The following is a 15,095-nucleotide window of genomic DNA, read 5'->3' as shown; positions in this document are numbered from 1 at the left end:
CTGTGACCGGCGCCGAATTCAAGAATCAGGCACGACTGCTCGGCCCCGCGGAGATCCGCGCGCTGGCCGGGCAGTTGTCCGTTCGTCCCACGAAGACGCTGGGACAGAACTTCGTGCACGATCCGAACACGGTCCGCAAGATCGTCGCCGCCGCGGACGTGCGGCCCGACGACGTTGCGCTCGAGGTCGGCCCGGGGCTGGGCTCGCTCACCCTCGCGCTGCTCGACGCAGCCGCGTCCGTCACCGCTGTCGAGATCGATCCCGTGCTCGCACAACAGCTTCCGATGACGGTGGCAGAGCGGGCGCCCGAGCTGGCGGGGAACCTCACCGTGATCGGCGAGGACGCGCTCAAGGTCTCGGGGGAGCAGCTCCGCACCCCGTCGCCGACGGTGCTCGTCGCGAACCTGCCCTACAACGTCTCGGTGCCGGTGCTGCTGCACCTGCTCGCCGAGGTCCCCACCCTGCGCACGGTCCTGGTCATGGTGCAGCTCGAGGTGGCGGACCGGCTCGCCGCCGCCCCCGGCTCGCGCGTGTACGGCGTCCCGTCGGTCAAGGCGGCCTATTACGGGCGTGTGCGCAAGGCCGGCACCGTCGGGCGCGCCGTCTTCTGGCCCGAGCCCAACGTCGAATCCGGGCTGGTCCGGATCGACCTGCACGGACCGGGCGAGCGTCCCGACGTGGACCGCGCCCGGCTGTGGGCGGCGGTCGACGCGGCCTTCGCGCAGCGCCGCAAGACCCTGCGCGCCGCCCTGGCGGGCTGGGCGGGATCGCCCGCAGCCGCGGAGGAACTGCTGGTCGCCGCCGGTATCGACCCTCGGGAGCGGGGCGAGAAGCTCTCCGTCGAGCAGTTCGCCGCGCTCGCTTCCGTCCGGCCCGCCGCCGCGGCCCCGTAGTCTGGACCGCGTGCTTTCCGTGGTACCGACACCCCTGACCGTGCGGGCGCCCGCCAAGGTGAACCTCCACCTCGGGGTGGGCGACGTGCGGCCCGACGGCTTCCACGAGCTGGTCACCGTCTTCCAGGCGCTGTCGCTGCACGACGACGTGACCCTCACCCCGGCCGACGAGCTGAGCCTGCACGTGACCGGCGACGGCGTGCGCGACGTGCCGACGGACCCCACCAACCTCGCCGCACGCGCCGTCGTCGCCCTCGCCGAGCGGTACGGGCGCGACCCGAACATGCGCATCGACATCGTCAAGGGCATCCCCGTCGCGGGCGGCATGGCGGGCGGCTCCGCGGACGCCGCCGCGGCGCTGCTCGGCGCCGCCACCCTGTGGGGCCTCGACATCGGCCGCGACGAGCTCGACGAGGTGGCCGCGACGCTCGGCTCCGACGTCCCCTTCTCGCTGCACGGGCACACCGCGCTCGGCACCGGCCGCGGCGAGCGGCTGATCCCCGCCCTGGCGCGTGGCGAGTTCCACTGGACCCTGGCCCTCGCGCGCGAGGGCCTGAGTACCCCCGCGGTGTACCGGGAGCTGGATCGGCTGCGCGAGGCCGGCGATCCGCCGCGCGCCGGCAGCCCCGACGAACTCCTCTCCGCAGTAGCCTCGGGCGATCCGCACCGCCTGGCGCCCCTGCTGGCGAACGACCTGCAGGCCGCCGCCCTCTCGCTGCAGCCCGGACTGCGCCGCACACTGCGCGCCGGCATGGAGGCGGGCGCGCTCGCGGGCATCGTCTCCGGCAGCGGTCCCACCTGCGCCTTCCTCTGCGCGGGCGCCGACGACGCCGTCGACGTCGGTACCGAGCTCGCCGGCGCGGGCGTCTGCCGGACGGTGCGCGTCGCCTCCGGTCCGGTGCCCGGCGCCACCGTCGTGCCGTAGCGGCCGCTCGCTCCTCGCCCGCGGCCCCAGTCCGGCGACCCACCCGTCTTCACGGGCGTTTCCGCACCCTTGTGCGATACCCCCTAGGGGTATACATTCGGAACCAGATACCCGTGAGGGGTACCCCGTGAACCGAGGAGGAACCATGGACGGCCGGACCAAGCGGCTCTCGATGAACCCGGCCGCCAAGCTGGCGGTCTACGGCGCCGGTCTCGTGCTGGCTTTCGGCGGTGCCTACGGCATCGCGGGCGCGGTCGTGCCCGAGAGCACTGTCGCCGCCTGGAACGCGCAGGCCGGCGAGGGGCACGGCGACCACGCGACGTCCGCGGCCCCCGCTGCGCAGGCCGCTCCGAACGGCGTGGCGCTCAGCGCCGACGGCCTCGCCTTCGCCCCCGTGAGCGCCCCGCGCGTCGCGGGCGAGGCCGGGGTCCTCTCGTTCCGGATCGAGGACGCCGCGGGTGCCCCGGTCACCGCGTACACCACCACGCACGAGAAGGATCTGCACCTCATCGCGGTCCGCTCGGACGGCACGCTGTTCCGGCACGTGCACCCCGTGCTCGACCGCGCCACCGGCACCTGGTCGGTGCCGTGGAGCTGGGCGCAGGGCGGCACCTACCGCCTCTACGCCGACTTCGCCCCGGCCACCGGCTCGCCGGTCACCCTCGCGCGCACCGTCGAGGTAGCGGGCGACTACGCCCCGGTCGACCCCGCCCCCACGCGCACCTCCCAGGTCGACGGCTTCACCGTCGCACTGGAGGGCGATCTCGTCGCCGGCGCGTCGAGCCCCGTCACGCTGCGCGTCACCCGCGACGGCGCGCCCGTCACCGCGCTGCAGCCCTACCTGGGGGCCTTCGGCCACCTGGTCGCGCTGCGCCAGGGCGACCTCGCCTTCCTGCACGTGCACCCCGAAGGCGCCGAGCCGAAGCCCGGGGACACCGGCGGGCCCGCCATCGCCTTCCAGGCGCAGGCGCCCACGACGGGGCGCTACCTGCTCTACCTGGACTTCCAGGTCGACGGGGTGGTGCGCACCGCGAGCTTCGTCGTCGACGCGGGCGCGCCCACCGGGACGCAGCCCGCGGCACCCGCCGCCACCCCGCCGGCCGACGGCCACGGCGGCCACTGACATCCACGGACGAGGAGGAACACGACCATGAGCACACCCGGCAGCGGCACCGGCGACGCGAGCATCGAACTGGAGATCGGTGGCATGACCTGCGCCTCGTGCGCGAACCGGATCGAGCGGCGCCTCAACAAGATCGACGGCGTGAGCGCGACGGTCAACTACGCCACCGAGAAGGCGAAGGTCACCGCCCCCGAGGGTATCGACCCGCAGCGGATCATCGACGAGGTCGTCGGCACCGGCTACACCGCCACCCTCGCGGGTGCGGCGCAGTCCGGCGCGGACGGTGAGGACGCGAGTCCCGCCGATGCCGAACTCGCCTCGCTCCGAACGCGATTGATCGGCGCGGCGGTGCTCGGCGTGCCCGTCATCGCGATGGCGATGATCCCGGCGCTCCAGTTCACCTACTGGCAGTGGGCGTCGCTCGCACTGGCCTCGCCCGTGATCCTCTGGGGCGCATGGCCGTTCCACAAGGCCGCGTGGGCCAACCTCAAGCACGGCACGGCCACGATGGACACGCTCATCTCGATGGGCACGCTCTCGGCGTTCCTGTGGTCGCTGTACGCCCTGTTCTTCGGGACGGCGGGGGAGCCGGGGATGAAACACCCGTTCACCCTCACGCTCGCCCCGTCCGACGGTGCCGCCAACATCTACCTCGAGGTGGCCGCGGGCGTCACGATGTTCATCCTCGCCGGCCGCTACTTCGAGAAGCGCTCCAAGCGGCAGGCCGGGGCGGCGCTGCGGGCGCTGCTCGAGCTCGGCGCCAAGGAGGTCTCGGTCCTGCGCGACGGTGCCGAGGTCAAGATCGGCATCGACGAGCTGCGTGCCGGTGATGAGTTCGTCGTGCGCCCGGGGGAGAAGATCGCCACCGACGGCGTCGTCGTCTCCGGCACGTCCGCCGTCGACGCGTCGATGCTCACGGGCGAGTCGGTGCCCGTCGAGGTCGGCCCCGGTGATGCCGTCACCGGCGCGACGGTCAACGCCGGCGGCCGGCTCGTGGTGCGGGCCACCCGCGTCGGCTCCGACACCCAGCTCGCGCAGATGGCCCGCCTGGTGGAGGAGGCGCAGACCGGCAAGGCCGAGGTGCAGCGCCTCGCCGACCGGATCTCCGGGGTCTTCGTCCCGATCGTCATCGCGATCGCCGCGATCGCCCTCGGCGGCTGGCTCGGCGCGGGATTCCCCGTCTCGGCGGCGTTCACCGCCGCGGTCGCGGTCCTCGTCATCGCCTGCCCGTGCGCGCTGGGGCTGGCCACGCCGACGGCACTGCTGGTGGGCACCGGCCGGGGCGCGCAGCTCGGCGTCCTCATCAAGGGCCCCGAAGTGCTGGAGTCGACCCGCCGCGTCGACACCGTCGTGCTCGACAAGACCGGCACCGTCACCACCGGCCGGATGACCCTGGTCGACGTGATCGCCGAGGAGGGCGTGGACCCGACCGACGTGCTGCGCTACGCCGGCGCACTGGAGGACGCCTCCGAGCACCCGATCGCGCAGGCCATCGCCAAGGGCGCCGCCGAGAAGTTCGGAACGCTCTCGCCCGTCGAGGGATTCGCGAACATCGAGGGGCAGGGCGTGCAGGGCGTCGTCGACGGGCACGGCGTGATCGTCGGCCGCGAGTCGCTGCTCGCCGACTGGGCGCTGCACCTGTCCGCCGGGCTCGCCAAGACCAAGGCGGACGCCGAGGCGCAGGGCGCGACGGTCGTGGCCGTCGGCTGGGACGGTGCGGCGCGGGGTGTCCTCGTGGTCGGCGACACCGTGAAGCCGACCAGCGCCGAGGCGATCCGCGAGCTGCGGGCCCTGGGCCTGACCCCGGTGCTGCTCACCGGCGACAACGAGGCCGCCGCCCGGCACATCGCCGCGCAGGTGGGCATCGACGAGGTGATCGCGGAGGTCCTGCCGCAGGACAAGGTGGCCGTGGTGACCCACCTGCAGGGCGAGGGGCGCGTGGTGGCGATGGTCGGCGACGGGGTCAACGACGCCCCCGCGCTCGCCGCGGCCGACCTGGGCCTGGCGATGGGCACCGGTACCGACGTCGCGATCGAGGCCGCGGACATCACGCTCGTCCGCGGCGATCTGCGGGCCGCCGTGGACGCGATCCGCCTCTCGCGCAGCACGCTGCGCACGATCAAGACGAACCTGTTCTGGGCGTTCGCGTACAACGTCGCCGCCATTCCGGTGGCCGCCCTCGGCATGCTCAATCCGATGCTCGCGGGCGCGGCGATGGCCTTCTCCAGCGTCTTCGTCGTCGGGAACAGCCTGCGCCTGCGCGGCTTCCGCGGCGTCGCGGCGAAGTCGCCCGCCGAGTCGGCACCGGTCCCGGCCCCCGCGGACGAGAAGACCACCTGCCCGGTGATGGTGGGCAACCCCGTCGTGAAGTCCACCGCGGAGGCCGCCGGACTGTACCGGGACTACGACGGTGAGCGGTACTTCTTCTGCTGCCCGTCCTGCGCCCCGAAGTTCGACGCGGACCCGGCGAAGTACGCGACGCACCACGCCTGAACCGCACCCGCCCGTCGAAGGGGCGGAACGGGATCCCGCAACAGCCGGTGCGAAAGCCGCACCACTGGCACGCTGGACGCGATCGCAACTTCGACGGAGCGGGACACGATGACGGAACGGAACCAGCGGACCCACGGCGCAACCCGCGCGCACCTCGGCGGGCACGACACCCCGGTGACCGGCGACGGCACCGGGGTGTCGTGCTGTCCACGCCGTGTACCGCGTGGCCCGCGGCCGGGGCGGACGATGCGATGACCGGCACCACCCTCCTCGCCGCGCCGGCCGCGCCCACCTTGCCGGCGGTGTTCACATCCGAGGTGCTCGGCACGGCCATCCTGCTGCTGCTCGGCTGCGGAGTGGTGGCCAACGCCGCTCTGCCGAAGACCAAGGGCGGCAACGCGAACTTCCTGATGGTCGGCTTCGGCTGGGGCCTGGGCGTCTTCGCCGGCGTCTACGTGGCCTACCGTTCCGGCGCGCATCTCAACCCCGCCGTCACCGTCGGCATCCTGACCAGCGGCGGTGACGAGTACGCGCCCGGCGTCCCGGTCACGCTCGCCACCACCCTCGTGTACTTCGCGGCGCAGCTGCTCGGCGCGTTCCTCGGCGCCGTCGCCGCCTGGCTCGCCTATCGGCAGCACTTCGACGAGCCGGGTCCGGCCGCCGACAAGCTGGGGGTCTTCTCCACGGGGCCCGCGCTGCGCTCCTACCCGCTCAACGTCCTGACGGAGGTCATCGCGACCTTCGTCCTCGTCTTCGCGGTGCTGGTGATCGGCAAGACCCCGTCGGGACTCGGCCCGCTGGCGACCGCGCTCATCGTCGTCGCCATCGGCATCTCCCTCGGCGGCCCCACCGGGTACGCCATCAACCCGGCCCGCGACCTGGGCCCGCGGATCGCGCACGCCGTGCTGCCGATCAAGGGCAAGGGCGGCAGCGACTGGTCCTACGCCTGGGTCCCGGTCGTCGGCCCGTTGCTCGGTGCCGTGCTGGCCGGTCTGACGGCGGGCCTGTACGTGGGCTGAATCCGACGGTCCGCGCCGGAACAGCGCGGCCACCAACGACTCCCGGCGTCACCGCAGAACCCGCCGGATCCGTACGAGAGGATGCATCGATGAGCGAGACCACCTACGTGATGGCGATCGACCAGGGGACCACCAGCAGCCGGGCGATCGTCTTCGACCACGCCGGCCGGATCGTCTCGACCGGCCAGATGGAGCACGAGCAGATTTTCCCGCGCGCGGGATGGGTCGAGCACGATCCGATGGAGATCTGGGACAACGCCCGCGCGGTCGTCGCCGCGGCCATGTCGTCGGGCGACGTCTCGGTGCACCAGATCGCCGCCGTCGGCATCACCAACCAGCGCGAGACGGTCGTGGTGTGGGACCGCCGCACGGGCGAGCCGGTCTACAACGCGATCGTCTGGCAGGACACCCGCACCAAGGAGATCGTGGACCGGCTCGGCGGCGACGAGGGCCCGGACCGGTTCAAGGCGACGGTCGGCCTGCCGCTCGCCCCCTACTTCACCGGGCCCAAAGTGACCTGGATCCTGGAGAACGTCGAGGGCGCTCGCGCCCGTGCGGAGGCCGGCGATCTGCTGATGGGCACCACCGACAGCTGGCTGCTGTGGAACATGACGGGAGGCGTGGACGGCGGCGTGCACGCCACCGACGTCACCAACGCCTCGCGCACCATGCTGATGAACCTCGAGAGCCTGGAATGGAATCCCGACATCTGCGCGGCGATGGGGATCCCGATGTCGATGTTGCCGGAGATCCGTTCCTCGTCGGAGGTGTACGGCCATGTCCGGGCCCACGGCATGCTCGCGGGCGTCCCGATCGCCGGGATTCTCGGCGATCAGCAGGCGGCCACGTTCGGCCAGGCCTGTTTCGAGGAGGGCACGGCCAAGAACACCTACGGCACCGGTAGCTTCTTGCTGCTCAACACCGGCACCACCCCGGTGCACAGCACGAACGGGCTGCTCACCACCGTCTGCTACAAGATCGGCGACGCCCCCGCCCGGTACGCGCTGGAGGGCTCCATCGCCGTGACCGGCTCACTGGTGCAGTGGATCCGCGACAACCTAGAGATGATCACCGACGCCTCGCAGATCGAGGAGGCGGCCGCGCGGGCCGAGCACAACGGCGGCGCGTACATCGTGCCCGCCTTCTCCGGCCTGTTCGCCCCGTACTGGCGCTCCGACGCGCGCGGCGCGATCGTCGGGCTCACCCGGTTCGTGCGCAAGGAGCACCTGTGTCGCGCGGTGCTGGAATCGGTGGCGTATCAGACCCGGGACGTGGTGGAGGCGATGAACGCCGACGCCGGCACGGACCTGACCGAGCTGAAGGTCGACGGCGGCATGACCGCGAACGCCTTGCTCATGCAGTTCCAGGCGGATCAGCTCGGCGTCCCCGTGGTGCGCCCGCAGGTCGCCGAGACCACCGCATTGGGTGCGGCGTACGCGGCCGGCATCGCCGTCGGCTACTGGGCGGGGGAGCAGGACGTCGTCGACAACTGGGCCGAGGACCGGCGCTGGACTCCGGAGACCGACGACGCCGAACGCGAACGCCTCTACCGGAACTGGAAGAAGGCGGTCAAGCGCACCCTGGACTGGGTCGACGATGACGTGCTGTGATCAGCCCTCGAGCGCCTCGGACAGCTCGAGCCAGCGCAGCTCCTGCTCGGCCAGCTCGTCCTCGAGCGCGGAGATCTTCTTCATCTCGTCCGCGAGGCCCGCGTAGTCGCCCTGATCGTGGTCGGCCAGCGCGAGTTTCGCCTTCTCGACCTGATCGGTGAGCTTGGCCATCCGCCGCTCGACCGCGGAGACCTCCTTCTGCGCCGCGCGCAGTTCCGCACCGCTGAGCCCGGATTCGGACGGCGCGCTCGTGCTCGTCGCGGGTGCCGCGGCGGTACTCGCACCGTGCTGGGCGCGCCGCAGGGCGAGGTACTCGTCGACGCCGCCGGGCAGGTGCCGCAGCCGCCGCTCGAGGATGCCGTACTGCTGATCGGTCACCCGCTCGAGGAAGTAGCGGTCGTGCGAGACCACGATGAGCGTGCCCGGCCACGAGTCGAGGAGGTCCTCCATCGCGGCCAGCATGTCGGTGTCGAGGTCGTTGGTCGGCTCGTCGAGGATGAGCACGTTCGGCGAGTCCAGCAGGATGAGCAGCAGCTGCAGCCGCCGCTTCTGCCCGCCGGAGAGGTCCTTGACCGGGGTCGAGAGCTGCGCGGAGGCGAAGCCCAGCCGCTCCAGCAGCTGCGACGGGGTGAGCTCCTGCGCCTTGGACCCGCTGCCCACGGTGAAGCTCGTGGCGAGGTTCGCGAGCACCACCCGGACGGGATCGTCCCAGTGCTGTTCGAGCTCGTCGAGCCGCTGCGTCAGGGTCTGCACCTTGACGGTCTTGCCGCGCTTGACGGTGCCGGTGGTGGGCTGGACGGCACCGTCGATCAGGCCGAGCAGCGTCGACTTGCCCGCGCCGTTGACGCCCAGGATGCCGGTGCGCTCGCCCGGCGCGATCCGCCACTCGATGTCGGAGAGCACCTGCTTGTCGCCGTAGGCCACGCCCACGTCGAGGATGTCCACGACGTCCTTGCCGAGCCGCGAGACTGCCAGCGATTGGAGCTCGGTCTTGTCGCGGATCTCGGGGACGTCGGAGATGAGGGCGTTCGCCGCGTCGATCCGGAACTTGGGCTTGCTCGTGCGGGCGGGGGCGCCGCGGCGCAGCCAGGCCAGCTCCTTGCGGGCGAGGTTCTGACGCTTCTGCTCGATCGACGCGGCCTGCCGGTCGCGCTCCACGCGCTGCAGGATGTACGCGGCGTAGCCGCCCTCGAAGGGCTCGACGATGCGGTCGTGCACCTCCCACGTCGCGGTGCAGACCTCGTCGAGGATCCACCGGTCGTGGGTCACCATGAGCAGGCCGCCCTGGTTCGCGGGCCACCGGGTCTTGAGGTGGCCGGCGAGCCACTCGATGGCCTCGACGTCCAGGTGGTTCGTCGGCTCGTCGAGGATCAGCACGTCGTGCTCGCCCGCGAGGAGCTGCGCGAGCTGCACGCGGCGGCGCTGCCCTCCGGAGAGCTCGCCGAGCCGGGCGTCCCACGGCAGGTCGGTGAGCAGGCCGGCGAGGATGTCGCGCACCTTCGGGTCGCCCGCCCAGACGTGCTCGGGGGTGTCGCCGACCACCGCGTGGCCGACGGTGTCCTCGTCGTCGAAGAGGTCGGTCTGGGTGAGCACGCCCACGCGGACCCCGCCCCGCCGGGTGACGCGGGCGGAGTCGGGCTCGCGGGTTCCGGCGAGCATGCCGAGCAGGCTGGACTTGCCGTCGCCGTTGCGGCCGACGATGCCGATCCGGTCGCCCTCGTTGACGCCGAGGGAGACCGAATCGAAGACCATCTTGGTCGGGTACTCGAGGTGCAGCGCATCCGCGCCGAGAAGATTCGCCATCGCGGGTCCAGGTTACGCGGGTACCTGGCATACTGATTTAGTTGGATATCCGAGTAAACGGTGGAGGAGTGGCAGTGACCGACAGCGCGGCGCAGAACCCCGGTGGCGAGATCGTCACCACCGTGGCCGGGGGCACCGGCCACATCGAGCTGAACCGTCCCAAGGCGCTCAACGCGCTCACCATGGACATGGTGCACGCGATCGACGCCGCGCTGCGCGCGTGGGAGAACGACGACGCGGTGACCCGCGTCCTCATCACCTCCGCCTCGCCCAAGGCGTTCTGCGCCGGCGGCGACATCCGCGCCATCCGCGACCAGGTGGTGGCGGGGGAGGACTTCACGCACTTCTTCCGCGACGAGTACGCGATGAACCAGCGCCTCGCGGACTTCCCCAAGCCCGTGATCGCGCTCATCGACGGCGTGAACATGGGTGGCGGCGTGGGCGTCTCGATCCACGGCTCGCACCGGGTCGTCTCCGAGAAGGCGATGATCGCCATGCCCGAGGTCGCGATCGGCTTCCTGCCCGACGTGGGCGCCACGTACCTCCTCGGCCGCCTGCCCAAGGGCGTCGGCGAGCTGATGGGCATGACCGCGGCCCGCATGGGCGCCGGTGACGCCCTCGCTGTCGGGCTGGCCACGCACTTCGTCCCGTCGTCGGCGATGCCGAACGTCAAGGAGGGACTCCTGGCCGGCGAGGATCTCGACGCCGTCCTCGCCCGCTTCGGCGACACCTTCCCCGCCGCGCCGCTCCCGCTCGACGAGGTCGCCGAGGTCTTCGGCCGCGACTCCGTCACCGAGATCCTCGCGGGGCTCGCCGCCACCTCCGGTACCTGGGCCGACACCGCGCGCGAGCAGCTCACCACGGCCTGCCCCACCTCGGTGTTCGTCACCTTCGACCTGATCCAGCAGTCGCGCGGCCGCACGCTTGCCCAGTGCCTGGCCGACGAGGCCGTCGTCGGTGCGCGCCTGGTGCGCCGCCCCGACTTCGTCGAGGGCATCCGCGCCGTGCTGGTCGACAAGACCCGCGATCCGCAGTTCTCGCCCGCCACCATCAGCGACGTCGAGGACCACGAGATCGAGGCCATCCTCGCCGGCTGATCCGCGCGTTCCGCTCGCGCGGTCCTCGGCCAGTACGGCTAGCGGCCCCGAATCGCTGTGATCGTGCCGGTGAGCGCCGGCCACGGCGGCTGCCGCAACACGGCGAGCGAGGCCAGCGTGGCGGCGATGAGGCCCGTCGCCACGCCGACCAGTGCGATGCGGTCCGCGTCGACGGCCGGCGACCACACGGATCGCCCGTCCCGCACGGTGTAGACGCCGATCGCGGAGACCCTGTCGGCGCCGTTGCGCCGGCGCCGCACGCGCGAGACGGTGATCACCGTCGTGCCATCGGGCGTGACGTGCGGTTCGCCGAACACCACTCCCCGCGGGGCGGCACCGGGCACGGACCTCAACTCTGGGCGCATGCCTCCATCATGCGCGCGCACCGTGGGGGACGGGCACCGTCGGCGGATCACGTCCCGGCCAGGCGCGAGACCACCGGGCGCATCGCCTCCACGGTGTGCCCGCCGAGCGCGATGAGCGAGAAGCCGTACTCCTCGCGGCGGCGGATCAGGGTCTCGCAGATCTGCTCCACCGAGCCGTCCACGAGCGCGGGGGAGTCCACGGCGCGCAGCGCGTCGAGGTCAGTCCCGATGAACGCGCTCACGTAATCGGGTGCCATGCCGTTGACGGCGAAGATCGAGGTCGCCAGCTCCACCCGGTCCCGCAGGGGCGCCGTGAGCGCGGCGAGCTGCTCGGCCGTCGTCGTCGCCGGTGCCGCGATCGCGACGGTGTCGGCCCGCTCGCGACCCACGGCGAGTGCTCTGGGGCCGCCGGCGGCCATGAGCACCGGGGTGTGCCCCGCACCGTCGAGCGCGGCGAGCGCATCGAGGGTCTCCACGACCCGGGCGAGGCGCTCCGGTCCGGTGCCGAACGGAACGCCGAGCGCGGCGGCGTCGCCGGCCACGTCGGGTCTGCCCGTGCCGATGCCGAACCGGAAGCGGCCGCCGCTGATCGTCCCCAGCGAATGCGCCTGCCAGGCAGCGTGCTTCGGGTCGTGCAGGGGAGAGGCGACGACGTAGTTGGCGACCTCCAGCGTCGACGTCGCGCCCAGCGCGACCGCCGCGGAGGTGAAACCATCGGGCAGCGGGTAGTTCTCGGGGAGCGCGAGCACGTCGAAGCCGTCGGCCTCGACGGAGCGGGCGTAATCCGCCCAGTCGCCGAGCTGCGGCACCGGTAGCGCCGTCACCGCGAAGCGGAATGGTCTGGTCATCTCATGAACCTCCTTGGCCCGGAAGGGGGTCGGTGGCCCCGTCGGGTTGGATGAGTCGGAAGTGCGAGCGGTCGCGTTCCATGAACCGCCGTGCGTAGTCGCCCTCGATGCGCTTGCCGTTCACCGTCGCGGAAAGGTGCAAGGTATCGCCGTCGACTCGCGTCGTGAGCAGTAGTGGTGCATCTCCCTTCCGCTTGCGGAGCTCGAGCACGTCGCCCTTGGCCTCCAGTAGCCAGGAGGTGATGTAGCCGGACGGTTCCTGCGTGACGACGCTGTCGTACGACTCCGCGACCGGCTTGATGGCGGGCGAGTCGGAGCCGCGCATCGTGATCGCGAGAGTGCTCCACGGTGCGGGATCGCGCTGCGTCAGCCCGGCCGGTGCACCGTCGATGGTGAACGAGGTCGCTCGCCATTCGCCGTCGAGCGGCGTCCGGGGCGTGTGGATGATGTAGACCCCGAGGATCCCGTTCCCCACTCCGGCCATCACCAGGTACGCGGCGAAGACGTACTTGACCGTCACGCCGGTGATGCGGAGACCGGATCGGCGGGCACCGGCGACCGGTAGATCGGACACCGGTCCGCGGACCGGGCGATTGAGGCCGACGTCGAGCAGGTTCGGCCAGTAGCGCGCCGTCAACGCGAGGGCGATGAGGAGTTGCTCGGTGGCGACGATCTTGACCGGCACGTCGTAGAAGAAGTTGAGGAGGAAGATCTGCGCCGCGGCGACGACGGCCAGCAGTGCGCCGAGGAGTGAGGTCCGCTTCCACAGCAACAGGACCCCGGCGGCGACCTCCACCAGTCCTGTCGCCACCGAGTACCAGGTCGAGGCTCCCATGAAGCCCCACAACGTGTTGAACAGGCTGGTGTCGCCCGTGAGTTGCATCTGGTAGGTCGGCAGGATCATGAAACCCATCTGGGTGGGCAGAACCTTGATCAGCCCGTACTTGATCATGGTGAGTGCCAGCCCGACCCGGGCGAACACGCCGAGCAGTCCCAGGAGCGAACGGTGGTTCGGGCGAGCCCCGTCGAGGAACGTCCAGATCGCGACGATCACGAGACTCACGACGATCCAACCCAGGTGCCAGCACCAGACCCACAGCGGATCACCGTTGTTGGAGAGGAACACGTCGACGCCCTGGCCTCGCGTCAGATAGCTCCCGATCTGCGCGAGGGTCCAGAAGATCCCGGAGAAGTACCACAGGATGCTCAGTCCGAGGTTGCCGTAGATCGAGAGGACCAGGAACCCGCCGCCGATGACGAACAGCAGCCGGAAGGCCAGCTTCTGCGCGCTCGACCACCGGGGCTCCGGCACGGGAGGGGCGGGTGGGCCGGGCGGTGCCGCCGCGAACGGCGGCGACACCGACAGGGGCGCCGAGGCGGCCGGTCCGATCGATTCCGTGGGGCGCTGGGGCTCGCTCATGTCGTCATCGTAAGTGTGACTCACGATCCCTCCTAGCGATATCCGGGCGGGTCAGGGGAAGTTGAACACCGGTACATCCTGGTCCGGTACCGGGTGGGTGAACAGGATTCGTTCGGACTGCCGCGCCATCGGGCGCCGCTCGTACTCCGCGGCGATCTCGCGCCCGTCCACGCGACCGGAGAGGGTGAGCCGATCGGCCCGGGGCTGCGTGTACTGCAGGACGGTCTCGGCTCCGGCCTTGCGGGGTTTGACCGTGAGCGTGGTGTCGTCGACGGCGAGGAGCCAGGGGGTGACCCGCGCCGCGGAGTCCTGCGTGACGAGCGAGGTGTAGCTGTCTCCTGCGGCCTTCCATAGTCCACGCCCGCGGTGGGTGATGGCCACGTTGATCCACGCGGGATCGTCGGCGAGCGTCGCCTCTCGGCCGTCCACGCGGAAGGACGTCGCGTGCCAGGTGCCGTCCAGGTCGCTCGCAGTCTCCGCGAGCGCGGCCTTCATCATGATCCCGGCGGCCAGGCTGACCCCGGTGATGGCGACGACGGCGAGTGCGGAGAGGGTCTTCCCGGTGCGGCGCAGCCAGGTTCGGTCGGCCCCGGCAGCGGACCATACGGCGGGCATCGGTCCGGTCGCCCGCCCGAGGGCGGCGCGGATCAGATTGAGCCATTGCGGCGCGAGCAATACGACCGCGATGAGCAGGAACTCGAAACAGAGGAACTTCACGGGCACGTTGTAGAAGGTGTCCATCAGGAGCACCTGCACCATGGAGACGATCGAACCGAGGGCGCCCAGGATCCAGGTGCGGCGGGAGAGCAGTAGGACGCCCGAGAGCAGTTCGACGAGGCCGGTCACGATGGAGTAGCCGTCCGAAGCGCCCATGAACCCCCACAGCATGTTCATGCGGTTGATGTCGCCGGCGGGCTGCAGTGCGTACGTGGGCAGCTCCATGAAGGCCATCTGCGTGGGAATGGCCTTGGCCATGCCGTAGAAGATCATGCCGCTGGCGAGCGCGATCCGGCCCACCTGCCAGAGCAACCCGCCGAGGCTGCGGTAGTCGGACCGGCCGCGATCGAGCATCGTCCATACCGCGGTGATCAGGACCGCGATCACCGCCCAACCGATGTGGTACTGCCAGATTCCCAAAGAATCGCCGGAGCTGTTCAGCTCGGGGAGTTGTACGTCGGTGCCGGTCGCGAGCGCGCCGACCCGCGCGAACGGGCCTTGGACGACCGACATCACGGGAGCGAACTGCAGGCTGCCGAAGACCGACAGGATCAGTAGTCCGCCGCCCGCGGTGAAGAGCAGTCGGAACGCGATCAGCTGGGCGGTGCTCCAGCGTGGGGTCGTGGTCTCGGGCTCGGGCGCTGGTGGCGCCGCCACGGTCGAAAAAGTCATACTGGGGACGCTATTTCGTCGAAAGACCACAACACATCGGGCAAGACCCGGGAGTAGACCCTGATTCCGGCACCCTCGGTCCCTGACCCCGTGCCGGGGTTTGCCCGCGC

12 protein-coding genes are annotated in these 15,095 nt (G+C 71.3%); 7 read left to right on the top strand and 5 right to left on the bottom strand.

Annotation, left to right across the window (positions count from 1 at the left end; translation table 11 throughout):
* Positions 1 to 2 precede the first annotated feature (2 nt).
* The 6 genes from rsmA (at position 3) to glpK (ending at position 8,063) form a co-directional block, all read left to right on the top strand.
* On the top strand, positions 3 to 893 hold the full coding sequence (gene rsmA / locus BLQ62_RS18585; protein WP_068568051.1) for a 16S rRNA (adenine(1518)-N(6)/adenine(1519)-N(6))-dimethyltransferase RsmA: 891 nt from the start codon (positions 3 to 5) through the stop codon (positions 891 to 893).
* Positions 894 to 903: 10 nt separating this feature from the next.
* Complete coding sequence (locus BLQ62_RS18580) at positions 904 to 1,818, top strand: 4-(cytidine 5'-diphospho)-2-C-methyl-D-erythritol kinase (protein WP_068568053.1); 915 nt, start codon at positions 904 to 906, stop codon at positions 1,816 to 1,818.
* 172 nt (positions 1,819 to 1,990) lie between these two features.
* Entirely contained in the window at positions 1,991 to 2,941 is a 951-nt protein-coding gene (locus BLQ62_RS18575) for a heavy metal-binding domain-containing protein (RefSeq protein WP_068568334.1), read from the top strand.
* Positions 2,942 to 2,968: 27 nt separating this feature from the next.
* Entirely contained in the window at positions 2,969 to 5,434 is a 2,466-nt protein-coding gene (locus BLQ62_RS18570; protein WP_083350819.1) for a heavy metal translocating P-type ATPase, read from the top strand.
* 251 nt (positions 5,435 to 5,685) lie between these two features.
* Complete coding sequence (locus BLQ62_RS18565; RefSeq protein ID WP_068568055.1) at positions 5,686 to 6,453, top strand: MIP/aquaporin family protein; 768 nt, start codon at positions 5,686 to 5,688, stop codon at positions 6,451 to 6,453.
* Positions 6,454 to 6,542: 89 nt separating this feature from the next.
* A complete protein-coding gene (gene glpK, locus BLQ62_RS18560; protein WP_068568057.1) occupies positions 6,543 to 8,063 on the top strand; it encodes a glycerol kinase GlpK in 1,521 nt (506 codons plus the stop codon).
* Here the strand turns inward: glpK and BLQ62_RS18555 are convergent, their stop codons facing one another.
* Positions 8,064 to 9,866 (bottom strand): ABC-F family ATP-binding cassette domain-containing protein, encoded by a 1,803-nt coding sequence (locus BLQ62_RS18555; RefSeq protein ID WP_068568060.1) that lies wholly within the window; start codon positions 9,864 to 9,866, stop codon positions 8,064 to 8,066.
* A gap of 74 nt (positions 9,867 to 9,940) precedes the next feature.
* Here BLQ62_RS18555 and BLQ62_RS18550 point away from each other — a divergent pair, with 74 nt between their 5' ends.
* Entirely contained in the window at positions 9,941 to 10,963 is a 1,023-nt protein-coding gene (locus BLQ62_RS18550; protein WP_082756802.1) for an enoyl-CoA hydratase/isomerase family protein, read from the top strand.
* Between the two features lie 38 nt (positions 10,964 to 11,001).
* Here BLQ62_RS18550 and BLQ62_RS18545 read toward each other — a convergent pair whose 3' ends face one another.
* Genes BLQ62_RS18545 through BLQ62_RS18530 form a run of 4 tightly spaced genes read right to left on the bottom strand, consistent with a single transcriptional unit; the run spans position 11,002 to position 14,985 of the window.
* Entirely contained in the window at positions 11,002 to 11,328 is a 327-nt protein-coding gene (locus BLQ62_RS18545; RefSeq protein WP_068528557.1) for a hypothetical protein, read from the bottom strand.
* 47 nt (positions 11,329 to 11,375) lie between these two features.
* Positions 11,376 to 12,176, bottom strand: a complete 801-nt coding sequence (locus BLQ62_RS18540; RefSeq protein ID WP_068568062.1) for an LLM class flavin-dependent oxidoreductase — start codon at positions 12,174 to 12,176, stop codon at positions 11,376 to 11,378.
* A gap of 1 nt (position 12,177) precedes the next feature.
* Positions 12,178 to 13,596 carry a hypothetical protein gene (locus tag BLQ62_RS18535; protein WP_068568064.1) on the bottom strand — a complete coding sequence of 473 codons (1,419 nt, stop codon included), beginning with the start codon at positions 13,594 to 13,596 and terminating at the stop codon, positions 12,178 to 12,180.
* 51 nt (positions 13,597 to 13,647) lie between these two features.
* On the bottom strand, positions 13,648 to 14,985 hold the full coding sequence (locus BLQ62_RS18530) for a hypothetical protein (RefSeq protein WP_139184243.1): 1,338 nt from the start codon (positions 14,983 to 14,985) through the stop codon (positions 13,648 to 13,650).
* Between the last annotated feature and the right edge of the window lie 110 nt (positions 14,986 to 15,095).

The organism is Tsukamurella pulmonis (assembly GCF_900103175.1).
Taxonomy (GTDB): domain Bacteria; phylum Actinomycetota; class Actinomycetes; order Mycobacteriales; family Mycobacteriaceae; genus Tsukamurella; species Tsukamurella pulmonis.
This window is presented reverse-complemented; position numbering and strand designations above follow the sequence as displayed.

What these genes read in the sequence shown, in the direction of transcription:
- BLQ62_RS18575 (WP_068568334.1), top strand. Translation starts at nt 1,991, where the DNA reads ATGAACCCGGCCGCCAAGCTGGCGGTCTACGGCGCCGGTCTCGTGCTG.
- BLQ62_RS18570 (WP_083350819.1), top strand. Translation starts at nt 2,969, where the DNA reads ATGAGCACACCCGGCAGCGGCACCGGCGACGCGAGCATCGAACTGGAG.
- BLQ62_RS18565 (WP_068568055.1), top strand. Translation starts at nt 5,686, where the DNA reads ATGACCGGCACCACCCTCCTCGCCGCGCCGGCCGCGCCCACCTTGCCG.
- glpK (WP_068568057.1), top strand. Translation starts at nt 6,543, where the DNA reads ATGAGCGAGACCACCTACGTGATGGCGATCGACCAGGGGACCACCAGC.
- BLQ62_RS18555 (WP_068568060.1), bottom strand. Translation starts at nt 9,866, where the DNA reads ATGGCGAATCTTCTCGGCGCGGATGCGCTGCACCTCGAGTACCCGACC.
- BLQ62_RS18545 (WP_068528557.1), bottom strand. Translation starts at nt 11,328, where the DNA reads ATGCGCCCAGAGTTGAGGTCCGTGCCCGGTGCCGCCCCGCGGGGAGTG.
- BLQ62_RS18540 (WP_068568062.1), bottom strand. Translation starts at nt 12,176, where the DNA reads ATGACCAGACCATTCCGCTTCGCGGTGACGGCGCTACCGGTGCCGCAG.
- BLQ62_RS18535 (WP_068568064.1), bottom strand. Translation starts at nt 13,596, where the DNA reads ATGAGCGAGCCCCAGCGCCCCACGGAATCGATCGGACCGGCCGCCTCG.
- BLQ62_RS18530 (WP_139184243.1), bottom strand. Translation starts at nt 14,985, where the DNA reads ATGACTTTTTCGACCGTGGCGGCGCCACCAGCGCCCGAGCCCGAGACC.